17 protein-coding genes and 1 pseudogene are annotated in these 22,035 nt (G+C 70.7%); 6 read left to right on the forward strand and 12 right to left on the reverse strand.

The window, feature by feature from the left end; all coding sequences use genetic code 11:
* Positions 1–37 precede the first annotated feature (37 nt).
* The gene (locus CJ197_RS00705) at positions 38–2,020 is read right to left on the reverse strand and encodes an Ig-like domain-containing protein (protein ID WP_146007676.1); all 1,983 of its coding nucleotides are present in this window, start codon (positions 2,018–2,020) and stop codon (positions 38–40) included.
* A 54-nt stretch (positions 2,021–2,074) separates the two neighbouring features.
* On the opposite strand from CJ197_RS00705, the gene CJ197_RS00710 reads away from it, so the two are divergent.
* Positions 2,075–3,553, forward strand: coding sequence for a phosphotransferase (locus CJ197_RS00710; protein ID WP_102234847.1), 1,479 nt, complete (start codon positions 2,075–2,077; stop codon positions 3,551–3,553).
* Here the strand turns inward: CJ197_RS00710 and CJ197_RS00715 are convergent.
* The 9 genes and pseudogenes from CJ197_RS00715 to CJ197_RS00755 form a co-directional block, all read right to left on the reverse strand.
* Complete coding sequence (locus CJ197_RS00715; RefSeq protein WP_102234848.1) at positions 3,516–4,043, reverse strand: hypothetical protein; 528 nt, start codon at positions 4,041–4,043, stop codon at positions 3,516–3,518. The genes CJ197_RS00710 and CJ197_RS00715 overlap by 38 nt on opposite strands.
* 166 nt (positions 4,044–4,209) lie before the next feature.
* Complete coding sequence (locus CJ197_RS00720; RefSeq protein ID WP_158239314.1) at positions 4,210–7,599, reverse strand: ATP-binding protein; 3,390 nt, start codon at positions 7,597–7,599, stop codon at positions 4,210–4,212.
* Positions 7,600–7,651: 52 nt separating this feature from the next.
* Entirely contained in the window at positions 7,652–8,026 is a 375-nt protein-coding gene (locus tag CJ197_RS00725; protein WP_102234850.1) for a hypothetical protein, read from the reverse strand.
* 454 nt (positions 8,027–8,480) lie between these two features.
* Positions 8,481–8,888 (reverse strand): annotated as a pseudogene (locus CJ197_RS00730) (alcohol dehydrogenase catalytic domain-containing protein); the annotation flags it as partial.
* A 127-nt stretch (positions 8,889–9,015) separates the two neighbouring features.
* The gene (locus tag CJ197_RS00735; protein WP_102234851.1) at positions 9,016–10,965 is read right to left on the reverse strand and encodes an SIP domain-containing protein; all 1,950 of its coding nucleotides are present in this window, start codon (positions 10,963–10,965) and stop codon (positions 9,016–9,018) included.
* Between the two features lie 4 nt (positions 10,966–10,969).
* A complete protein-coding gene (locus CJ197_RS00740; protein ID WP_102234852.1) occupies positions 10,970–11,986 on the reverse strand; it encodes an iron chelate uptake ABC transporter family permease subunit in 1,017 nt (338 codons plus the stop codon).
* Positions 11,983–12,981 carry an iron ABC transporter permease gene (locus tag CJ197_RS00745; RefSeq protein WP_102234853.1) on the reverse strand — a complete coding sequence of 333 codons (999 nt, stop codon included), beginning with the start codon at positions 12,979–12,981 and terminating at the stop codon, positions 11,983–11,985. Before CJ197_RS00745 ends, CJ197_RS00740 begins: the two co-directional genes overlap by 4 nt.
* A 3-nt stretch (positions 12,982–12,984) precedes the next feature.
* A complete protein-coding gene (locus CJ197_RS00750; RefSeq protein WP_102234854.1) occupies positions 12,985–14,040 on the reverse strand; it encodes an ABC transporter substrate-binding protein in 1,056 nt (351 codons plus the stop codon).
* Between the two features lie 183 nt (positions 14,041–14,223).
* Positions 14,224–14,919, reverse strand: coding sequence for a DUF4194 domain-containing protein (locus CJ197_RS00755; protein ID WP_102234855.1), 696 nt, complete (start codon positions 14,917–14,919; stop codon positions 14,224–14,226).
* A 165-nt stretch (positions 14,920–15,084) separates the two neighbouring features.
* Between CJ197_RS00755 and CJ197_RS00760 the strand changes: the two genes are divergently transcribed.
* Both CJ197_RS00760 and CJ197_RS00765 read left to right on the forward strand, forming a co-directional pair.
* On the forward strand, positions 15,085–15,903 hold the full coding sequence (locus CJ197_RS00760) for a hypothetical protein (protein ID WP_146007677.1): 819 nt from the start codon (positions 15,085–15,087) through the stop codon (positions 15,901–15,903).
* Between the two features lie 114 nt (positions 15,904–16,017).
* On the forward strand, positions 16,018–16,425 hold the full coding sequence (locus CJ197_RS00765; protein WP_348647996.1) for an MGMT family protein: 408 nt from the start codon (positions 16,018–16,020) through the stop codon (positions 16,423–16,425).
* On the opposite strand, the gene CJ197_RS00770 is transcribed toward CJ197_RS00765, so the two are convergent.
* Complete coding sequence (locus CJ197_RS00770) at positions 16,395–17,987, reverse strand: DUF3375 domain-containing protein (protein WP_233190566.1); 1,593 nt, start codon at positions 17,985–17,987, stop codon at positions 16,395–16,397. The two genes, CJ197_RS00765 and CJ197_RS00770, sit on opposite strands and share 31 nt — an antisense overlap.
* Before the next feature lie 148 nt (positions 17,988–18,135).
* On the opposite strand from CJ197_RS00770, the gene CJ197_RS00775 reads away from it, so the two are divergent.
* A complete protein-coding gene (locus CJ197_RS00775; protein WP_102234858.1) occupies positions 18,136–18,549 on the forward strand; it encodes a helix-turn-helix domain-containing protein in 414 nt (137 codons plus the stop codon).
* Positions 18,473–18,982: an ATP-binding protein gene (locus CJ197_RS00780; RefSeq protein ID WP_158239315.1), complete on the forward strand. Its 510-nt coding sequence runs from the start codon at positions 18,473–18,475 to the stop codon at positions 18,980–18,982. The genes CJ197_RS00775 and CJ197_RS00780 overlap by 77 nt, the downstream gene beginning before the upstream one ends.
* Before the next feature lie 42 nt (positions 18,983–19,024).
* Here CJ197_RS00780 and CJ197_RS00785 read toward each other — a convergent pair whose 3' ends face one another.
* The gene (locus CJ197_RS00785; RefSeq protein WP_102234860.1) at positions 19,025–20,332 is read right to left on the reverse strand and encodes an ISL3 family transposase; all 1,308 of its coding nucleotides are present in this window, start codon (positions 20,330–20,332) and stop codon (positions 19,025–19,027) included.
* A 192-nt stretch (positions 20,333–20,524) separates the two neighbouring features.
* On the opposite strand from CJ197_RS00785, the gene CJ197_RS00790 reads away from it, so the two are divergent.
* A partial coding sequence (locus CJ197_RS00790; protein WP_102234861.1) for an IS1634 family transposase occupies positions 20,525–22,035 on the forward strand: 1,511 nt, incomplete at its 3' end.

Genomic DNA, 22,035 nt, shown 5'->3' on the forward strand with positions numbered 1-22,035 from the left:
GCTCGATCCCCCGCGTCGGCGCAGTCCCCGTCTCGGGTCAGTCTTCCCAGTCGCGGCGGTCGGTCTCCATCCGCACGCCGATCGCCAGCGACACCGCCCCGCCGAACACCAGCAGCATGACGATGGTGCCGAACAGGCGGGCGGTGCCCGGGGCGGAGGGCAGCAGGCCCACCAGCAGACTGTTGATGCCGGAGACCTCCGAACCGGAACTCTCGCTGCCCAGCAGCTCGGGATCCACATCCACCACCAGCGAGGCGCTCACCGGGATCTCTGCGCTGTCCCGCACCAGATAGGTGATGGGGGTGGTGCGACCGGTGAACCCCTCGGCCGGCTCGAAGGTCACCGCACCGTTCGGCGACACCGTGAACACCCCTTCGCCGGGGATGACCAGGCGCTGCCCGGCACCGTCGTCGAGCTCGGCGATGTTGGTGGCTGCGAGCGAGGCGATCTGCACGGTCTGCGGCTGCAGCGGCTGCGCGCTCGAGCCCGCGGTGTCGTTGCTGAGCACATCCACGGTGACCGGCGCCCCGGGCGCGGTCCGACCTTCGTCATCGCGCAGCGTCGCGACCACATCGGTGAAGATCACCTGTGCTTCGGCGCGCACGGGGTTCGCGGCATACACGCCGCTGGCCAGGATCCCCACCCGATGCGTGGGCCCGACGACCCCGGGCTCGGGGATCATCCGCAGCGCCCGGCCCTCGATGTCGATCTGCCAGGTGCCCTCTCCGTCGATGTGCAGCTCCCGGCCGCCCTCGGCGATCGCGGCGCCATCGGGGAGGTTTTCCCGGTCGAAGTGGAAAGAGTCGGTGCGCACATCACGCACTCCCGAGGAGAGGTCGAAGGTGACCTCCTCACCGGGTGCAGCGGCCTGGGTGCGGTCCATGAGCACGGGGTAGGCGGTGCTCAGCAGGGCGATGGCGGAGCTGTTGCCCTCCTCGTCGGCGCCGACGATCCCCATCGGCGCGGTGGCGCGCACGTTCTCGTCCAGGGGGGTGAAGCGGACGGTGGCCTCCTTGCGGTCCAGCTCCCAGGTGCCCTCCGCGTCGACCTGCACGCGGGTGCCATCATCGTTCATCTGCGTGACGGTCGGGCCACCGAGAGGCTGCAGGCGCAGCGTGCTGGGGTCCACGTGCTGCTGCGCTTGGCCGACGACGAACAGGATGTCCTCTCCGAAGGGGGCGGACCAGTGCAGATCGGAGATGATCGGGACGGTGAGGGTGACGCGGCCGGCGGCACGCGGGACCCCGTCGGCGTCCTCCACGATGTAGCGGATGGGGTCCGGCTGGCGACCCGGCCCGGGGGTGAAGGGGGTGTGGTTGATGGTCGTGCCGTCCTCGGAGAGCTGCCAGATGCCCTGGTCGGGGACGATCGCGCGGCTGCCGTCGGACTGCACGGTGGAACCGGCCGGCAGGCCCTCGAGCTCAAGCCGCACCGCTCCGCCCGGCGGCACGTCGATGTCCAGGTCGATCGCGGTCGGGGCGTCCGCGGCGCCGCGCGAGGCGACCTCGGTCAGCTCCAGCAGCTCGGGGGTGAGGGTGCCCGGCAGGGAGCGGCTGCCGTGGACCGAGCCGATGGTCAGGGCGATCGGGGTGCTGGGGTTCGTGCCGTCCTGTTCCGGGGTGAAGATCAGCTCATGGCCCTGCACGCTCCAGGTGCCCTCCCCGCCGATGGCCAGGGTGGTGGCGTCATCGCCGAGCGTCATGAGCTCCCGGGTGGGGGCGTCGAGCTCAGCGGGGATGGTCAGCTGGGCGGTATCCGCATCGAGGTCCTCCGCCGCGTCGTCAGTGACCAGGGACAGCAGGGGGATGCGGGTGACTGCGCCGGGGGTCATGGCCACGGTCTCCGCCGCGAGCGGCAGCTCGAACGGCCCATCCTCGCCCAGGGCGGAGGCAGGCAGGGCGGTGACCGCCGCGAGCATCAGCACCGCCAGCGCCGCGGCGACCCGGTGCATGCGGTCCACAACGCGCACGCGGGCGGTGGAACGCACGCGCGCGAGGGGTCGCGGAGTCTGCTCAGGCACCCGGTCAGCCTAGCCGCCGCGCCGGGACCCGGCGGGGTCCGTACAGTGGGGCGCATGGACGCCACTGCTCCCGTTTCCGCCCCGCCGAGCCCTCCGCCGGCCACCGATCTGGATGTCTCCGCGCTGCCGGACTTCGCCGACGTGCTGGATCTGCTGACCGATCACCTCGCAGCGTGGATGCCGCTGCAGCGCTGGTACGCCCACAAGGGGGCCGGTGCGCCGACGGTTCAGGTGGCGGGCTGGGCCCCGCTGCGCGTCGCCCCCGATCACCTCGTCATCGAGCTGGTGGTCGAGGTGCGCTTCGAGGGCGGGTCCAGCGCGCTCTACCAGGTGCCGCTCGTGCTGCGGCATCCCGATGCACCGGCCCCGCCGCGGGAGGACGGCTCCGAGGTGGGAGTCATCGCCGTGCCCGGGGGCCCGCTGCGCGCCGATGATGCCTGCCGGGACACGGACGGCCGCGCAGCGCTGGTGGCGCCGCTGGTCGGCGGCGAGGGGGCGCTGGGGCCGGGTCTGTCGCTGGCCGTACATCGCACGGACCCGTCGGCCCCGCTGCCGCTCGGACGGCGCATGCGCTCGCGTCTGCTGGCCGGAGAGCAGTCCAACTCCTCGATGATCGTGGAGACCGACGGGGCATCGCCGCTGATCGTCAAGCTGTTCCGGGTGCTGCAGGATGGGGAGAATCCCGATGTGTTGCTGCAGGGGGCGCTCAGTGCGGTGGGCAGCACGCGGGTGCCCGCGATGTTGGGCTCGGCGACACTGCGCCACGGGCAGCTGCGCACCCATGCGCTGTTCGCCCAGGAGTTCCTGCCAGGGGTGGAGGATGCCTGGCGCGTGGCGCTGCAGCTGGCCCAGACGGGCGAGGACTTCACCGGCCCGGCCCGAGAGCTGGGGCGCACGGTCGCCGAGGTGCATCACGATCTGGCCCACGTGCTGGGCACGGCGGAGTCGGGGGCCGAGGATGTCAGCAACATGCTCGCCCAGATGCGTGAGCGCCTCGAGACGGTGGCCGCGGAGGTGCCGCAGGTCGCGGAGCATCGCGCGGCGCTCGAGGCCCTGCTGCAGGATGCGGCGGAAGCGAACTGGCCGTCGATGCAGCGCATCCACGGTGATCTGCACCTGGGGCAGGTGCTGCAGGTGCCGGGCCGCGGCTGGGTGCTGCTGGACTTCGAGGGTGAGCCGCTGCGGCCCCTCACCCAGCGGAACCTGCCCGACACGCCGCTGCGGGACATCGCCGGCATGCTGCGCAGCCTGGACTATGTGGCCGGGGCGGTCGCGCTCGACCACGGCACGGATGCCACAGCGTGGGCGCAGGCCGCCCGCGAGGCGTTCCTCGAGGGCTATGTGACCGGTGCCGACCCCGCGGCCCGGCAGGAGCAGACCTCGCTGCTGGTGCTGCTGGCGGCGCTCGAGGCGGACAAGGCGGTGTACGAGGCGCTGTACGAGTCACGGAACCGGCCGGACTGGCTGCCGATCCCGCTGGGGGCGCTCGAGCGGATCAGCGCACGAGCCGCGGAGGCGGGGTCAGCGGACTGATCGCGCTGACGGGGCTGGTGGTCGTCGGCACCGCGAGGGAGCCGGGCAGGAACGGGGCGCTCACCGCGCGCAGCAGCACCCGCACCCCCACCTGGACCTCCAGCAGGTCCCCGTCGATGCTGGTCCAGGTCGCGCCGCGTACCCCGACCGCGTCCTGAGAGGACCGGTGGTCCATGGCGTGGGCGTCGGCGAACCGTGCGACTGCGCCGAGCAGCTCATCGGTCACGTGCTCGCCGGGTTCGGGGTCGCCCTCGGCGGCCAGCAGGGCGCTGACGTGGCAGTGGGTCTGCAGTCCGTGCCAGGAGCCGCCGGAGGGGCGGTCGCGCTCGGGCTGGTGATCGACGAAACGGTGCAGGGCGGGCTGGACGTCGAGCAGCACCTCGGCGACGTCGGCGAGCAGATCGCGGATACGCGCGTGGGTCTCATCCTGCGTGGGGATGGTGTCCTCAGTGACGTCGGCATCCTCGGTGCGGCGGGGAAGAGCTGTCACAGCCTGGCTCCTTCCGCCCTCGACCGCGAGGGTCGCACCGTCCTTCGTGACCGTGGGACCAGCACGGTCGGCGACCAGGCTAACGAGCTCGGTGGATGCTGCCGATGGGGAGAACTCCCCATCGGCCCCACGTCCCGGTGGGGCAAGGCCCGACGGTGGGGCCCGCTCACTCGGGGACGGGCACGAACTTCACCGGCGCCACCTGCGAGTAGCGGTCCTGGGCGATCGAGACCACGCCCACGCCGCCGATGAACGGCGCCAGGGCCTGCGGGTTCTTGCCGGGGTTGGCGAGGATGACCTGGAAGCCGAAGTGGCGGAAGGACTCCATGGCGGCGGTGATGAACTTCCCGGCGCCCTTGGAGAAGGCCTCGTCGATGATGATCGGGGCGTAGCGCGGGACCTCCTGGCCGGTGCCGGCCAACTGGTAGCGCAGCGCCGCGGCGAGGCAGAAGGTGGTCAGGCGTTCGTTCTGGCCACCCGAGAGCGGGCCACCGGATTCGTGGGCGTGGACCACGGCGCCGGTCTCGTCGACCTCCTCGGCGTGGAAGTGGACGTGGCGGCGCACATCGAGGATGACGCGGGAGACCTGGTCCTCGCGGGTACGGGCCGCGCCGATGAGATCCATGAGGTGGCGCAGGGACACGAAGCGCTGCTCGGCCAGCTCCCGGTCGCGGGAGATGTCGTTCAGCGCGGTGTCCGCGACGGCCGCCTCGAGGGCCTGCTTGAACTCGTCCAACGCCGCAAGGTGCACGGGCCGCATGGACAGCTGCAGGTAGCGTCCAGCGTGGAACTCCACCTGGGCGAGCAGGGCGTTGATGCGCTGCAGGCGCTTCTTGATCTCGGCGGGCTCGCGGGCGATCGCGGTGGCGAGCGCCTGCACATCCCCCAGGGTGTTGCCGGTGAAGAACTCGAAGAAGCGGTCCTCAACCTCCGGCAGCTTCTCCTCCTCGATGCGCTGCAGGATCGACAGGTAGTCCCCGGCGGCATCCAGGGTGGGGGTGGTGTCCCCCGCCTGGGCGGGCCAGCGGCGGGAGAACTCCCGCATGGCGGTGCGCATGTCTTCCTCGGCACGGGAGGTCCGACGGGTGAGGTCCATCAGCTCGGCATCCAGCGTGGCGGAGGCGTCCTTGGTGACCTGGTCGATGGTGCCGAGCACGAGGGTGGGGGCGATCGCGGCGAAACGTTCGGCGAGCTCCTCCTCCACCTCGGGGGCGAGCTCGGAGTCGGCCACGCGCTCGCGGGCTGCGGCCAGGCGCTCCTCGGCACGCTCGGCCTGTTCGCCGAGCTTGCCAGCGGAGCGCACCACCTCCAGCAGCTCTTCGTCGCTCTCGGCGATCGAGCGCTCGACGTCCTCAATCTGGCGGGCCAGCTCGGTCAGCGCTGCGGAGCCGTCCTCGGCGGCGCGCACCATGTCGCGCAGGTTCGCGATGCGCCGCGCCACCGAGGCGGCATCGATGTCATCCCACGTGACGGTGCTAATGCCCTGCAGGGCGTAGAGGCGCTCGCGGCGCCGCTGACGCTCGGTCTCGACGTCCTTGCGACGGGCCTGGGCCTCGAACAGGGCCTGCTCAGCGCGGGTACGCTCCTGCTCGAACACGGTGCGCTTGGCACGATTGTCGAAGCCCAGCACCCACTGGGAGCGGTCGTTGATGCGGTTGTCGGCGTTCTTCTCGTGCCGGGAGGCGGAGTGCTTGATCTGCCCGGAGCGCAGCACGGCGCGGGTGAGGGAGGTGAACTCCTCGAGGCTCTCCGCGCACGTGTAGTCCATGCGGGAAGCGATCTCCCCGGTCAGCCAGGCGTGGAACTCTCCGTCCTTGACCTCGAGCTTCGCGGCCAGGGAGCGGGGGTCCACGGACTTGGCGGGGCGGCGCAGGTCGGTGTTGATGCGGTTGTAGGAGATGCGCCGACGCAGCTTGGTGCGGTCGATGACCTGCGCGACCTGCCGGTACACACGGTCGGGCACGAGGATCGACCGGGCGAGCCCCCGCAGCGCCTGCTCGGCGGCGGCGGTCCACTCCTCCTCCCCGGAGCGGACCTGCAGCAGTTCGGCGGCGAAGGGCAGCTCGGTCGGGGCGATACCCACTTCGGCGGCGATGTGGTCGCGCAGCGCCACGTCCTCGCTATGGAGGTTGGAGGCACGGCGGGTGAGGGAGGCGAGCTCCTCGCGGGTGCGTGCCAGGCGGGCCTCAAGCTCACGCACGGCAGCTTCGGCCTCCCAGCGGGAGGCATCGGAGCCCTTCTCCTCGGTCTCGAGGGTCTCCCGCAGGGCGGCGACTTCCCGTTGGAGGGCCAGGAACATGTCCTCACCGGCGGGGGTGCGCAGCTCCACGGTGGCCAGCTGGGCAGAGAACTCGGTGGCGCGCTCGCGGCGGCGCTCGCGCTCCACCTCCAGGCCCGCGATCTGCTGCTTCCAGTCGTCGATCTCACCGCCGCCGGCGCGGCGGCGCTGCTCCTTGAGCTGGGCGAGGTCCGCGCGGGCCTCGTTGACGTCCTGGGTGAGGCGGCGCTGCTGGGCGCTCAGGCGGTCGCGCTCGAGCTGGAGCCGCTCGGTCTCCTCCCCCAGCAGGCGCACGAGGTGCTGGGCGGCGAATACGTCGATGTCTTCGCGGCGGTCCACGAGCTCGCCGCCGCGTTCGCGCATGGCCTTCCAGTCGTCGTGGTCGCGGCGCAGTCCGCGCAGCAGGTCGCGCTGCTCCCGGGCGGTGACGAGGGCTTCGTGGACCTCGGAGAGGTTGTGGAAGTTCGCGAGGGCCTGGTCGGCCAGCTCGAAGGTGCGCGGCTGGTCGAGCATGTAGTCGCGCAGCAGGGCGTTGATGTCCCCGAGCTCCTTGGCGGACTGGATCTTGTGCAGCAGCCCGAGGGCCTTCTCGTCGGGGATCCCGAGCACCTGGCAGAACGCGGCCCGGTACTCCCGGAACTGCCGGAAGGTCTCGGTGCCGGGGTGCGCGGCCTCCAGGGCCTTGCCTTCGATCTGGGTGGAGACGAAGGGGCGCAGGTCGGTGACGTCCAGCGGGGTGCGGGAGATGACGTACAGGGAGCGCACATCGGAGTCGGCGGCATGCCCGGCGTGCAGCAGCAGCAGGCGGGACAGCTGCACGGTGCCGCCCTGGCCGTCGCCATAGCGCAGGGTGATGACCGACAGGGTGGTCTTCTCCCGCAGCACCTCCTGGCTGAACTCGCCGGTGGCGGGGTCGTAGTGCATGGCCCAGGCGCCGCGCACGTAGCTCGCGACGGTGCGGCGGTACTTCGAGCGCTGGGGGCCGGCGTCGGAGGCGGCGGCATTGAACTGGAGGGTGCGCGGCGGGGTCAGCAGCGCGCTGATGGCATCGAGCAGGGTGGACTTGCCGGTGCCGGGGCCGCCGGTGAGGAAGAAACCCTTGGTGGAGATGTCCAGGTCATGCGTGCCGTGGAAGGTGCCCCAGTTGGAGACCTGCACATGGGTCAGCCGCCACTGGCCGGGGTGCGGATGATCGGGGTCCGTGACGGCGGGGGCATCGGATCCCTGCTCCGGGGCGGTCATACCGGGCAGGTCGAGGGTGCTCGCGTCGTTTTCCACCCCGACAGGGTACCGGGATCAGCTCAGCCGCACCCACGGCGCCCCACCCGTCTCACGCACCCCAGCGGCCGCGCCCGAACATCCGGCGACTCATCATCTCACGCGCCCAGCGCGGGTAGAGGATTCCCGGGATCCGGATCATCGGCAGGAAGACGGTGACAACCCACGGGACCACCGTGAGCAGGAGGATGGCACCGCCGATGAGCCGCAGCACCGGGGTCTCGACCGGTGCCGTCATCAGTGCGAGCGCGAAAGCGGTCACCGCGACGAGCGGGAGCCCGAGCAGCACGAGCCGCTCCAGCTGCCAATTCTCCGCGTGGGGACTCATCCAGAACCGCAGCACGCCGACGCGGGTCAGGATCGTGAGCACCAGGGTGACGAGACAGACAGCCATAGCCACGAGCGATCCGATGGGGCTCTCAAACATGGGGCGAGTATGTCATCGGCCGATGGGGACTCCTCCCCATTGCACCCCCTCCGTCTCCTCGGCGAGGATCAGGCCCACACCACATTCCGCGCGAGATCAGATCCCCGCGCTGCCGAATCACGGGGAGTTGACCACACGATGACGTTCTACGGAATGGACACCGCGAGGGGTCAGAGGTAAGCCGCCCGGGTCACAGGCACGTCGTACGCATCCAAAAAATCGAGTCGGACGCATTTGCGGCGACCCGAAGCAAAGCTAGTAAGCTCTGCGTTCAATAACTGCAGCAATAAGGGGATCGGGTAAACATATGTGACGTCGGCGATTGAACATGGGCGCGATGGAATCCTGGGGAGATGTACACATCGGCGTCATGTCGGCTAACAACTCACCAGGCCGCAAGAATGCTCGACTGCGCGTGATGGCGCCCCAGGGCTCGCAGACCGTCCGCGTCGCCCTCGCCGACGGGCACGAAGTTGTGATCGGCGGCGCGGATCACGACCTGCTCAGCCCAGGAGCCGTCGTGGGTGAAGCCGGGCTGGGTCTGGTCCGGGCAGATCTGGGCGGCGCCCTGGCGGCACCAGCGGCAGCGCCCGCATCCCTCGACGAAGGGGGTGGTTACCCGGTCCCCGACCCGCACCGCCCGGACGCCCTCCCCGAGCGCGGCGACGCGGCCGACCATCTCGTGCCCGGGCACGCGCGGGAGCGTCACCGAGTCGTCATGACCGGCGAAGGCGTGATGGTCCGAGCGGCACAGCCCCGTCGCCTCCACGTCCAGCACCACGCCGCCCGGCGGGGCCGACGGGGCGGAGAGGTCGCGGACCTCAGGACGGCGCCCGAACTTCTCGATGACGACGACGCGCATGGTGACAAGTGTGTCAGGCTCAGGCTGCGCCCACCTGCTGATCTCCTCCCGCTCGTGCCTCGCAGCACGTCGATCAGGCTCCGCCCACCCGCTGATCTCCTCCCGCTCGTCCCTCGCAGCACGTCGATCAGCCTTCGACACGCCCCTTGCGCCAGTAGCCCATGAAGCTCACCTGCTTGCGGTCCACGCCGAGCTCCTTGACCAGGTGGCGGCGCAGGGTGGTGATCACCCCGGCCTCCCCGGCGAGCCACGCGTAGAAGGGGCCGTGCCCCTCGGTGGTCTCCCACAGGATCGTCTGGTCGATGTCGACCTCCTCGAACTCGCCCGGCTCGGCGGGCACGCCGACGGAGCAGTCCTGGCACAGCTCCGGCCGCTCATCCAGGAGGCGCCGCACCGCCGGGTCCAGCAGCGTGCCGTGCGGGGCGTCGCCGCGGGCGAGCCAGGTCAGCTCCACGTCGGAGCGGGAGAGGACGCGCTGCTCGTCCCGGGCGTCGGGCACCTCGATGAAGGCGTGGCCGGTGAAGCCGGCGGGGAGCGTCTCGAGGATTGCGCAGATCGCGGGCAGGGCCGTCTCGTCCCCGGCCAGCAGCAGGCGCCGGGCGGTGCCAGGACGGAACTCGATCCCGCCGTAGTCGGGGCCGACGAGGCGGCGGTTCGGGCCGAGCATCGTGATCGTGTCACCCACCTCGGCGGCGGCCGCCCAGCGCGCCGCGACCCCGGAGCCGGGGACGACGGGCTCCTCGAGGTGCAGGACCATGTCGATGTCCAGCTCGGGGTCCTCCCCCAGGTTCCCGGGATGGCCCGCGCCGCGCATCTCGCGGATCGAGTAGGTGCGCATCCAGCCGCGCTCGGCGGTGTCGACCTGCAGCCAGTCGCGGTACCAGCCCGCGAAGGCGTCGGGGTCGGAGACGGCGTCGGGGCGCAGCGCGGCGAAGTGGTCCACGCTCGCCTCGGGGCCCGGGATGATCAGCTTGATGCGCAGGTCCAGCAGCGGCCCGCCCACGCCGAGGTGGCGCAGCTCGGGGCTGGTCAGGGTCAGGCGCACGAGGTTCTCGCCCACCATGGTGCGGGCGCCGACCGTGAGGGTGAAGGCGAGCTGCGGGCTCCCCTCGAGCGCGGGGACCAGCACGGGCTCCTCCGAGACGCGGGCGGCGGTGCGGTGCTGGTCGGTGGCGACGGGCATGGGGTCCTCCTCGGACTCGTCGGAAATGCCGGGTGCGGTCCCGGCGTCGGCCTGGCGTGCGGATTCGGGGTCGGTGCCGTCGGCGCCCCGGGAGGCGACGGCGTGGGGGGCGGTCTCCCGACCCAGCGGCAGCACCATCGGGGTGCCGGTGACCGGGTCGGGGGCGATCAGGGCGTTGAGGGCGAAGACCTCCTTGACCATGGCCGAGGTGATCACGTCGGACGGGGCGCCCTGGCAGTGGACGGCGCCGCGGTGCACGGCGACGAGATGGTCGGCGTAGCGGGCGGCGAGCTGGAGGTCGTGCAGCACGATCGCGACGGTGGTGCCGCGGGTGCGGTTCAGCTCGCTGACCACGTCGAGCACCTCGAGCTGGTGGGTGACGTCGAGATAGGTGGTCGGCTCGTCCAGCAGCAGCACCTCGGTGCGCTGTGCGAGGGCCATGGCGATCCACACCCGCTGACGCTGCCCGCCGGAGAGCTCGTCGAGCAGACGGTCCGCGAGCTCGTCGGTGCGGGTGAGGGCCAGCGCCTCGGCGACCGCCTGCTCGTCCTCGTCGTTCCACTGCGGGAACAGGCCCTGGTGCGGGTAGCGGCCGCGGGTGACCAGCTCGCGCACGGTCACGCCGTCGGGCGCGAGCGGGGACTGCGGCAGCAGGCCGAGCCGGCGGGCGAGCTCCTTGCCGCGCAGGGAGTGGATGTCGGCGCCGTCCAGCAGCACTGACCCCTGACGGGGCGGCAGCAGGCGCGACAGGCCCCGCAGCATCGTCGACTTCCCCGAGCCGTTCGCGCCGACGATCATCGTCACCTTCCCCTCGGGGAGGGTCAGGTCGAGGTCCTCGACGACGACGCGTCGCTCGTAGGCGAGCTGCAGGTTCCGGGCGGTCAGCTGGGCCACGGGATCACCTTCCACTTCCGGAGGTCTTCGAGCGCACGAGCATCCACAGCAGGAACGGCGCCCCGAGCGCTCCGGTGATGACGCCGGCCGGCATCTCGTGCCGGCCGAAGAGGTTCTGGCCCGCGACGTCGGCCGCGAGCACGAGCACGGCGCCGAGCAGCGCCGCGAGGAGGAAGCTGGGCCGTCCCGCGATCATCCGCGCGAGAGGTCCCGCGAGGAAGGCGACGAAGGCGAGCGGGCCGGCGACCGCGACGGTGAAGGAGCTCAGCAGCACCCCCACGATCACCAGCGCGATGCGGGTGGCGGGCACGGGCAGGCCGAGGCTGGTGGCGGTCTCGTCCCCCAGCTGCAGGATCCGCAGCCGGCCCACCAGCGCGGCGAGAAGCGGCACGAGGACCACCAGCGAGGCGGCGAGCACGGCGGCGCGCGGCCAGGTGGAGCCGGCGACGGAGCCGACCAGCCAGTGCATCGCATCGCCCGCCCGCTGGGACTCCATTCGGCTGAGCAGGTACTGGATCAGCGCGGTGAAGCCGGCGGCGACCCCGAGGCCCACCAGCACGAAGCGGTCGTCGACCGCACCGGCGCCGCCGGCCCCCGGACCGCCGGGCCGGTGCGCCCGCGCCACCCACAGCACCAGCAGCGCGGTACCGAGGCCGCCCAGCAGAGTCCACCAGAACAGGGCCATGCCCTGGGCATCCAGCACGGCCATCGCCAGCACTGCGGCAGCGGAGGAGCCGAGGGTCACGCCGATCACGTCGGGGCTGGCCAGGGGGTTGCGCAGCAGGGTCTGGAAGACGGTGCCGGACAGGCCCAGCGCCGCCCCGGCGAGCGCGCCGACGACGGCGGCGGGCAGACGGTCGTCCATCACGATGAAGGAGACGCCGGGGATCTGCTCGCCGAGCACGGCCCGCACGGCGAGGTCTGCGTAGACGAAGGGGGTGCCCAGCAGCACCCGGGCGGTGAGGAGGCCCGCCACGGCCAGGACCAGCAGCAGCGGGAGGAGGAGGCGGCGCGAGGTCACAGGGCCACCCGCTTCCGGGTCCGGATCAGCACGAGGAAGACGGGCACGCCGAGCAGCGCGGTCATCACGCCCACCTGCACCTCGGCGGGCGGGGCGATGACGCGGCCGACCACGTCGGCCAGCAGCAGCACCACGGGGCCGAGCAGCAGCGAGAGCGGCAGCAGGCGGCGGTGGTCCGAGCCGACGAGCAGGCGCACCGCGTGCGGGACCACGAGGCCGAGGAAGCCGACCGGTCCGGCGAGGGAGACCGCCGCCCCGACCAGCAGCACGATGCCGACGCCGAGCACGACCCGGGTGCGGCCCACGTGGACGCCGAGCCCGGCGGCGGCGTCGTCGCCGAGGGCGAGGGCGTTCAGGGACGGGGCGGCGCCGAGCACGATCAGGGCCCCGATCAGGAGGGCGGGCGCGACGGCCGCGAGGTCCCCGAGGTCGCGGGCGCCGAGGGTGCCCACCTGCCACAGCCGCATCCTGTCCAGCGCCCCCTGGTCGAGGATCACGAGGGCGTGGACGAGGGAGCCGAGGCCTGCGGTGACGGCGGCGCCGGCGATCGCGAGGGTGACCGGGGTGGCGCCGGTGCGGCTCGCGGCGGCCAGGGCGTAGACGAGCACGGCCGCGAGGGCCGCGCCCATGAAGCCCGCCGCCATGAACTGGGTGACGCCCGAGAAGGAGAAGAGGTAGACGCCGGTGGCCACGGCCGCGGCCGCGCCGGAGTTCAGTCCGAGGATCCCGGGATCAGCCAGCGGGTTGCGGGTCATGCCCTGAAGCCCCGCGCCGGCGAGCGCCAGGGCCACGCCGACGGCGAGCCCGGCGAGGGTGCGCTGCAGGCGGCTGGCGAGGACCACGTGATCGGCGCTGCCCGGGTCGAAAGCGAGCGCGGCCTCCCAGGCCGCGTCGAGGGGGACGGTGCGGGCGCCCACCAGCAGGGAGAGCACACACGTGACCGCCAGGGCCACGAGGGCCCCGGCGGTCGCGAGCAGGGTGGGCCGGGCGGTCACCGCTCAGGCCTGGGCCGTCTGCGCGGCCTCGATCACAGAGGGGACCACGTTCTCGAGCGCCCAGGGCAGGCTCAGCACGCTCGCCGCGGAGTTCGAGAGGGTCTGGTGGTCGTCGGGGGTGAGGACGAGGGCGCTGCTGGCGACCGCGGGGATTTGGGCGAACAGCGGATCGTCCTGGAAGGTCTCGACGGTGTCGCTGGCGGCGGCCCAGGTGTACAGGACGTCGGAGACGAGCTCGTCGCCGCGCTCGGCGGACCAGTCGAAGTAGAAGGTGTTCTCGTCGGCGGTGTTCTCGGTGACGACCTCGGCCTGGGTCATGCCGAGCGCGGTGAAGAAGCGCGGGCGGGTGTCGTCGCCGGAGTAGATCGAGATGGTGTGGTCCGTGGTGGACAGGCTCGCGGCGATGAAGGTCGACCCGGCCACGGCCGGGTTCTCCTCGCCGACGGCGGCGAGGTCGGCGGTGAGCTGCTCGGCGAGCTCGGCGGCGGCGTCGCTGCGGCCGGTGGCGGTGCCGACGGCGGTCAGCACCTCCTCCCAGGAGGCGGTGTAGTTCGCGGCGAGCGGGCCGATGGTGGGGGCGATCTTGCTGAGGGTCGCGTACTCCTCCTCGGTGAGGCCGGAGTAGGCGGCGATGATCAGGTCCGGGGTCAGCGCGGCGATCTCGTCGGTGTTGACGCCGTCGGCCTCGGAGTAGGTGGTCGGGGCGTTCTCGCCGCCCCAGGAGGCGCCGAGCTCCTCGAGCTTCGCGTCAATCCAGTCGGTGGACTGGTTGTCGTTGCCGCCCCACTCGACCAGCGGCAGGCCGACGGGCACGATGTCCAGCGCGAGGACGGTGTCGGCGTTGACCCAGGAGACGGTCGCGATGCGGGTGGGCTCCGCGGCGATCTCGGTGGTGCCGTAGAGATGCTCGACGGTCGCCGGGAAGGCGTCGGCAGCGGCGGAGCTGCCGCCCGCATCGGAGGCGCCGGTGCCGGCGACGTCGCCGCCGCTGCAGGCGGCGAGGGCAGGCAGCGCGAGGGCGGTGAGCACGACGGAGCGGCGCGTGAACGAGCTCGACATGGGGCGATCCTTCTCTCGGTACCCCCGGCCCAGGGGTAAGGCGAGCCTAACCTTATTACGCAACACTCGTGTTACTCAATTGCCGAGAGGGTCGTCGCGGCCTCCGACACGGACCCTCCGGACAAGCGTGCCGGTCACAGCCCCCGCACCCCGACGGGAATGCGTCTCAGATCACCCCGAGGATCAGTCGGTCAAGGCCGCCCCGTCCTCGCTGTCCGCACCCTCCGGATCCTCGGCGTCTCGAGGGTCCTCGAGCCCGTCGACCCCGGCCTGCCGGTACAGCGCGATGAACTCCCGCGCGGTGTCCGGACCGATCATGAGGCGCAGCACCGGGGAGACCTCGTAGTCATCGCCCTGTTCGTCCAGCAGCCCGGCACGCTGGATCTTCGTGATCGAGGCGCGCACCTCCTTGGCGAAGCCGGCTTCGTCGGTGGAGGTGGTGCGGCGGTAGGCGGCCAGCGCCTGCTGGATCTCCGCCTCGGAGACGACGGTGCGCTGGCCGCGGGAGGACTGGGTGAGCAGCATCTGGCGCAACACGAGCAGCAGCACCGAGTCCAGACGGTTCATGCCGGTCAGGCGGCGCAACAGCTTGGGGGCGTCGGGGTCCTCCTCGCTCTGGCGCACGAAAGCGACCTGGGCGTCGTCGTCCACGACGAGCTCGAGGAACAGATCCGCCAGGCGCGCTTCGATCGCGGTGCGGTCGCGCAGCAGCTGGGCGTAGCGCCCGCCGTCCCGTCGGCCGTCCAGGAACGGGCCCTGCAGCAGATGCACGAGCACCCGTCGGGACTCATCCACGAGGGCTGGCTGCGGGATGGAGGCCTCGGGGTCGGTGGTATCGGCGGTGTCCTCGACGGCCTCGGAGGTGGGGGCAGAGCTCATCACGGCCTCATACCTTACCGGCGGGATCGGTGCGGCCGACGGGGCGCACCGCGCAGCAATGTCGCGTCGAATTCCCCACCACGGGCCGACAGATGATGGAATCATCCCTGTAATGTGGATCACTCCGCACCGCTGGTGCGGTCTCTCTACCCCGAGGAGATTGCCGTGAACCTTTCCCGCAACCCGTGGGTCCTGATCATTGTCGTGGTGATCGTGGTCCTGCTCGTGATCGCACTGATCGCCGCGGGCGTCGCCGCGTCGAAGAAGAAGAGGGCCAAGCAGCAGGAGGAGGACCGCCGTCGGGCGGCCCAGATCCGCGAGGAGACCCAGCAGCGGGAGCACCAGATCGCCGAGCGCGACCTGGCCGTGCGGGAGCAGGAGATCGAGGCCGATCGGGCTCGCCTGGACGCCGAGCGCAAGGCCAAGGAGGCCGAGCAGGAGCAGCTGGCGGCGGAGCGTCAGCGCAACGAGGTCGATCGCGAGCGCGCCTCCGTGGATGAGGAGCGCACCGCGCTGCAGGATCGTCGCGCCGAGGCGGATCGTCTGGATCCGGACGGCGCCGACCGCGACCAGCGGTACGAGCAGCACGGCCGTCACGAGCAGCTCGATGAGCACCAGCAGCACGATGGCTACGACCAGCGTGATGGCTACCAGCAGGACGGCCTGGACCATGAGGTCCCCGCTCAGAACCGGGTGGACTCCGATGCACCGCGCGCCGAGGGCCACGGTCGCCATGCCGCCCGTCCCGCGCAGGACAGCCTGACCGGCCACGAGGAGCACGGCCAACGCGGCTCCGTGACCGCGAACGCCGATGAGGGCTTCGGCCGCCCCGGCGACCGCCGCGACCACGACGCCTACCAGCAGGACGGCCTCCAGCAGGATGGCTACCAGCAGGACGGCCTCCAGCAGGATGACCGTCAGCGCGACGGCTACCTGCAGGACGGCGACGGCCACGGCGTCGACGGCAACGAGCCGCGTCGCTGAGCTGACTGATCCGCACCACAGGCGGCCCGGGCACCCCACGGTGTCCGGGCCGTCTGCTGTCCGCGGGCCGTAGGCCCGATGAGCGATATGGGGCCGGTGCGGGACACTGGGCCGATGAGCACGCCGCGCACCCGGATGGATGACCTCACCGTCGAACGCGTCCTGCGGGTGGTGGAGGCGATCCCGCCCGGCCGCGTCGCCGCCTACGGGGAGATCGGAGCGATCGTCGGGGTGGGGCCGCGCCTGGTGGGGCGGATCCTGCGAGAGTGGGGCTCGTCGGTCCCGTGGTGGCGGGTGACGAACCACCAAGGGGATCATCCGCTGCTGGAGCGAGCGCTGCCGCACTGGCGCGCGGAAGGGATCGTCGTCGCACCAAGCGGGCGCGGATGCCGGATGGCGGAGTTCGGCGCGGACCTCACGGCGCTGCGTGAGGCTGCGCGACCGCGCCTGGAGCAGCTTACGGAGCCCTCAGCCCCCGAGTCCGCAGGCCCTCACGCGGCCGGCAGGTCCTCGAGAAAGTAATAGGTGGGCACGAGCGCCGCGTAGTCGGTGCCGTCGAGCTCGTGCCAGGTCACCACTTCGGTGGAGCCCTCGCGGCGCTGCGCATGCTGGGTGGCGAGGAACATCAGGCCGATCACGCTTGCGAGCCCCTGGCTGGCCGGGTGCTCGCGCAGAACCTCGCCGATGCTGGCCTGGCCGCTGCGGCCGCGCACGGCGTTGACGTCCCCGGTGAGGCCGGCGATGTCGATGTCGTTGGTGCGCACAAGATCCTGCAGCACCTCGACGCTGAGGGTGGTGGCGTCATGCACTTCGGCCTCGGCGGGGGCGCCGGGGTCGGTGGGGTCCTTCAGACGGTGCTGGGAGACGGAGGACAGCTGCACGCGCGAGAGGTCCAGCTTCAGGGGGAACGGGGCGCGGGTGGGCACCTCGTCCTTCTGGGCGAGTGCGAGGCCCTGCGCCTCCTGCAGTGCCTCGAGCAGCACCCGGTGCTGGCGGAAGTCCTGGGAGCGGACGAAGCGGGCGAGCGAGCGGTACAGCTCGGTCTTGACGTCCAGCACCTCCTGCGCCGGTTCGTACAGGTCGCTGAAAACATTGGCGAGGCGCTCGCGCTCCTCGCGGCGCAGGGAGCGGGCGAAGTCGCGGTCGAGCAGGCGGTCCACGAGCTCCTGGGCGGTGCGGGTCTGCACCGGGTCGTTGAGCATGCGGAAGAACGCGGTGAAGGTGCGGCCGACGGTGGACTGGCCCAGCAGGTCATCACCGGCCAGGAGCTGCTCGAGGATGTCGCCGCGCGACCCCTCCGGGGAGAGGATCTGCTCGCGCAGGTGCAGGTCCACGGCGCGCAGGTCCTCGCGATACTGCAGGAAGTCGCCGGAGAGCTCGGAGGCGATCTGCAGGATGTCGCGCAGGGTGTCCAGGCTCGCCTCGGTGGAGGGCAGCAGCAGCTCCCCCTCGGCGAGGTCGCGGATCTCCTGCTCGATGCGTTCGCGGCGGCGCTGCAGATCCGCCAGCCGCACATCCCGGTCGGTCTCGGTCTCCTGGGCCAGGCGCTCGAACTGCTGGATCACCAGGGCTAGGCGGGACTCGGTGGTCGTGGGGCGGTGCTCCTGCAGCGAGGCGATGAACTGGATCGCATCGATCGTCGCGGGGGAGGGCTCGAAGGTGGTCTCGGTGCGCTGCGGGTCATCGCGCCGGGTCAGGTAGCCCTCGCGCACCCAGGCATCGACGTACTCCGCGGCGGTGCGGCCGGAGCGCCCCGGCTGCTCACGGGGGTCGCCGGGGTGCTCGGCGTCCGCGTGCTCGGTGCCGGGATGCCCTGCGTCCGCATGCACTGCGTCGGCATGCTCGGCGTCGGTGTCATGCAGAAGCGCCAGGTGGGTGCCCACGCGGGCGACGAGCTCGCTGCGGGGCAGGCGCCGGTCCCCCGCGGGGAACACGGCCTGCAGGATCGCGAGCACGGCCGGGGCCTTGGTTGCCGCGAGCAGACGCCACGTGGAGGCGCGGCGCAGCTGCTCATAGTCCTCCTTGCGCGCGGCGACGGCGTCGCGGCGGCGCGCAGGCGGGCCGGGGTCCAGGGGCGAGGTCACGGGGAGGGAGTCTACCGGCGGCATGAGTTATCCACAGTGGCCCCAGAGGAGAGGCACAGCTCATTACACTCATAACACGCTCATAACACGCATAGGGAAGAAAGATGATATGAGCGTGCCATGAGACGTGGCATGAGAGGCGGGCAGCGTGGAAACCCAGGAGTTGGTCGACGACCTCCGTCGTCGCGGAGTCGAGACCACACGTGTGGAGCTCAAGGCTGCCGCAGGCGGGCTGCCCAAGTCGACGGTTGAGACCCTCAGCGCTTTCGCCAACGCCCGAGGCGGAACTCTCTTGCTTGACATCGACAACGACCTTCGGCCTGTCGACGCAGATGTCGAGGCGCTGCGCGATGCGCTATCACGGATGGCGTCGACAGATCTCGTGCCACCCTTGCGGGGAGAGATCGACATCGAGGTGATCGACGGGAAGCATCGGATCGTCCGGTTCGATGTGCCAGAAGTCCCTCTCGAGGACAAGCCCTGCTATGTCTCGACGCGAGGCCGGTACCACGGCTCCTTCATCCGATCAGGAGAGGGGGATCATCGCCTCACGCGACGGTGAGCTGTTCCCGACGCTCGCAGGCCTCCTCACCTTTGGCCAGTACCCGCAGCAGTTCTTCCCGCAGCTCTTCGTCTCCGTTGTCGTCTATCCGGGGACAGCGGCCGGAGAGCTCGGCCCTTCCGGCGAGCGCTTCCTCGACAACAGGTCGATCGACGGGCCGCTTCCCCTCATGGCTGCTGAGGCGATCTCGGCACTGACCCGCAGCATGACCCGGGCCTCTGTCATGCAGGGTTCTCTCCGGGAAGACCGACTCGAGTACCCCATCGAGGTGGTCCGCGAACTGGTCGTCAACGCCCTTATGCACCGCGACTACTCACCGATGTCTCGCGGAACTCAGGTGCAGGTCGAGCTCTTCGCGGACCGCTTGGTGGTCCGTAGCCCCGGCGGGCTCTACGGGCCCGTCGACCCCGACGACTTCGGCGCCCCCGCCTGACTTAGGACATCGATTCGGGTTTCGCCGTCGTATGGGGGCTCTTCACATTTGAGGGTGTAGGTGGGGTCTGAATCCGCCTGCTTCGAGGAGGCTGCGGGCGATGTAGTGGGTGAGGTTGCGGAAGCCGAGTGCGGAGCCGCGCAGATGCTCGAGACGGCCATTTATCGCTTCGGTGGGGCCGTTGCTGGTGCCGGGCAGGTCGAAGTAGGCCAGGATGTCCTGGATCCGCTGGTTCAACGTCCGGCCGAGCTTGCGCAGCTCGGGCAGCTGGGCAGGGACGCTCTCGCGCAGCGGTGTGATCACGCGCTCCATCGCGAAACGACCCAGCTCACGACTGCTCTCCCGGTATGCGGCCACGAGGTTTTGGTAGCAGACCCAGGTCGCCTCGACCTCGGCGTGCTCGTCCTTTGCGAGGAGCTCATCCAGACGGACTCGCTGGGTGGGGGTGAGCAGCCCGGTGCCGGTCAGCAGCAGCCGGCGCGCAGCATAGAGCGGGTCGGTCTTGCGGCCGCGGCGGCCGGTGAGCTGCTGCTGGATCCGGCGTCGGCAGGTCTCCACGGCATCGCCAGCCAAGCGGATGACATGGAAGGGATCCATCACCGCGATCGCCTGGGGCAGTTCCTCGCTGGTGGCGGTCTTGTAACCGGTGAACCCATCCATGGCCACCACCTCGATCCCGTCACGCCACTGCTGGGGGCGGTCTGCCAGCCAGGTCTTCAGGACCTGTTTCGAACGCCCGGGGACCATGTCCAGCAGGCGGGAGGGTCCGGAGCCCTCGCGGATGGGGGTGAGGTCGATGATCACCGTGACGTAGCGTTCGCCCCGGCCGGTGTGGCGCCACACGTGCTCGTCCACGCCGATCACCCGCACTCCCTCGAAGCGGGCAGGGTCGCTGATCAACAGCCGGTAGCCCTCCTCGAGCACAGCCTGGTTCGCGGTGTTCCAGGCCACGCCCAGGCCCGCGGCGACGCGGCTTATCGAGAGGTGATCGACCACCACAGCGGTCAGGGCCCAGCGCATCCCGCCATGGGTGAGCTTGCCCCGTGCAGGCGCGGCCCGGGTCGTGTCATCCCGCCACGAGGTCCCGCAGGACCTGCAGTGATACCGGCGAACTCGTAGCAGCAGCGTGGTCGGGCGGTGACCATACGGGGTATGCGCCAGAGTGCGCGTGATCGTGCCCCGCGACAGACCCTGCGAGCCGCAACGGCGGCACCACGGATCCGGGTTGGCGACCCGGCATTCCAGCACCGCCCGGTCCGGTTCCAGGAGCTGCCCGGTTGCCACCAGGCCCAGGTCGTCAAGGTCGCAGAACGTCGTCAGGTCAGGCGAAGCGAAGGTACCGTAGGCCACGTCGAGGTCTTCCTCATGCAGGTTGGGTCAGAGCTTCCAGCATGAAGGAGACCTCGACCTCTACCCCCACACCGACGCGCCCACCCCGCGACCACCTACACCCTCATCTGCGAAGAGCCCGTATGGGGCTGTGACCTGGGGTGTTGCATGTTTGCGGGGGTGTGGTGGGGCACTAACGGGTAGCGTTGCTCTATGGCCTACGTGCGGAAGGTGAGGACGGCTTCGGGCGCGGTGGCGGTGCAGGTCGTGCAGAAATCCCGGGGTCGTCTCGAGGTGCTCGAGCATGTGGGGTCTGCGCATACCGATGCGGAGCTCGGGCTACTGCTGGAGCGGGCCGGGCAGATCCTCCAGGGCGAGCAGATGAGTCTTGAACTGGAGGTGCCGCGGGCGGTCACGCGTGTGGAGGATGTCGCGGACTGGAGCGACCGCACGCACGCGCCTGCGGTCACTGAACGGCCGAAGACCGCGCCGTCAGGGAGGGTGCTCTCCAGCACCTCCAGGCTCGTCTATGACGTGCTGGCCAGCGCGTATACCCGTCTGGGGTTCGATGTGGTGGATGATCGGGTGTTCCGTGATCTGGTCATCGCGCGGTTGATCGAGCCGACCAGCAAGGTCGATTCGCTGCGGGTCCTGGCCGAGTGCGGCGCAGAGCCGTTCTCCTACAAAACTCTGCAGCGCCACCTGGCGGGCGTCACCCAGGTCACCCGCGACCAGATTGCCACTGCCTGCTTCGAGTATGCCTTGACCAGTGGTGATGTCTCGCTGGTGCTGTATGACGTGACGACCCTGTATTTCGAGGCGGAGAACGAGGATGCTCTGCGTAAGGTCGGGTATTCGAAGGAACGTCGGGTGGATCCGCAGATCGTGGTCGGTCTGCTCGTGGACCGCACGGGGTTCCCCCTGGAGATCGGCTGCTTCGAGGGCAATCACGCCGAGACGCGGACGATTGTGCCGATCATCCGGCAGTTCCAGGCCCGCCACGGGATCGCCGACATGGTCGTCGTCGCCGACGCCGGGATGCTCTCAGCCGCGAACCTGACAGCGCTGGATGAGGCAGGGCTGCGGTTCATCGTCGGCTCCCGGATGAAGAAAGCCCCCGCTGATCTGGCGCATCACTTCCACTGGCACGGCGACGCGTTCCGTGACGGGCAGGTCATCGACACCATCACACCCCGCCACGCCAACACCAAACCCACCTTTGACCTGCGGCAACGAGAGGCTCCCGGCTGGGATCCGGTGGAGCATCCAGGATGCTGGCGGGCGGTCTGGGCCTACTCCCGCAAACGAGCCGTGCGGGACGGGAAAACACTGACCGCGCAGGAGAACCGGGCGATCGCGGTCATCGAGGGTGAGAAGCGGCCCCACCCCACGAGGTTCGTCACCCGCGCCGGGGGTAAGAACGTGCTGAACACCAGCGCTCTCGAGGCGGCGCGGCGTCTGGTGAGGCTCAAGGGCTACGTCACCAATATCCCGGCCACGATCATGGGCCCGGGCGAGGTGATCTCCAGTTACCACGACCTGTGGCACGTCGAGCAGTCGTTCCGGATGAGCAAAACAGACCTGCAGGCCCGCCCCATGTTCCACCACCAACGCGACGCCATCGAAGCACACCTGACCATCGTGTTCACCGCTCTCGCCATCGCGCGCTACATGCAAAACGCGACCGGGTTGAGCTTGAAGAAGATCATCCAGACCCTCCGGCC

Origin of the sequence: Brachybacterium sp. UMB0905 (assembly GCF_002871795.1) — a bacterium.
GTDB lineage: Bacteria > Actinomycetota > Actinomycetes > Actinomycetales > Dermabacteraceae > Brachybacterium.

What these genes read in the sequence shown, in the direction of transcription:
- CJ197_RS00710 (WP_102234847.1), top strand. Translation starts at nt 2,075, where the DNA reads ATGGACGCCACTGCTCCCGTTTCCGCCCCGCCGAGCCCTCCGCCGGCC.
- CJ197_RS00725 (WP_102234850.1), bottom strand. Translation starts at nt 8,026, where the DNA reads ATGTTTGAGAGCCCCATCGGATCGCTCGTGGCTATGGCTGTCTGTCTC.
- CJ197_RS00750 (WP_102234854.1), bottom strand. Translation starts at nt 14,040, where the DNA reads ATGTCGAGCTCGTTCACGCGCCGCTCCGTCGTGCTCACCGCCCTCGCG.
- CJ197_RS00755 (WP_102234855.1), bottom strand. Translation starts at nt 14,919, where the DNA reads ATGAGCTCTGCCCCCACCTCCGAGGCCGTCGAGGACACCGCCGATACC.
- CJ197_RS00765 (WP_348647996.1), top strand. Translation starts at nt 16,018, where the DNA reads ATGAGCACGCCGCGCACCCGGATGGATGACCTCACCGTCGAACGCGTC.
- CJ197_RS00780 (WP_158239315.1), top strand. Translation starts at nt 18,473, where the DNA reads ATGTCTCGACGCGAGGCCGGTACCACGGCTCCTTCATCCGATCAGGAG.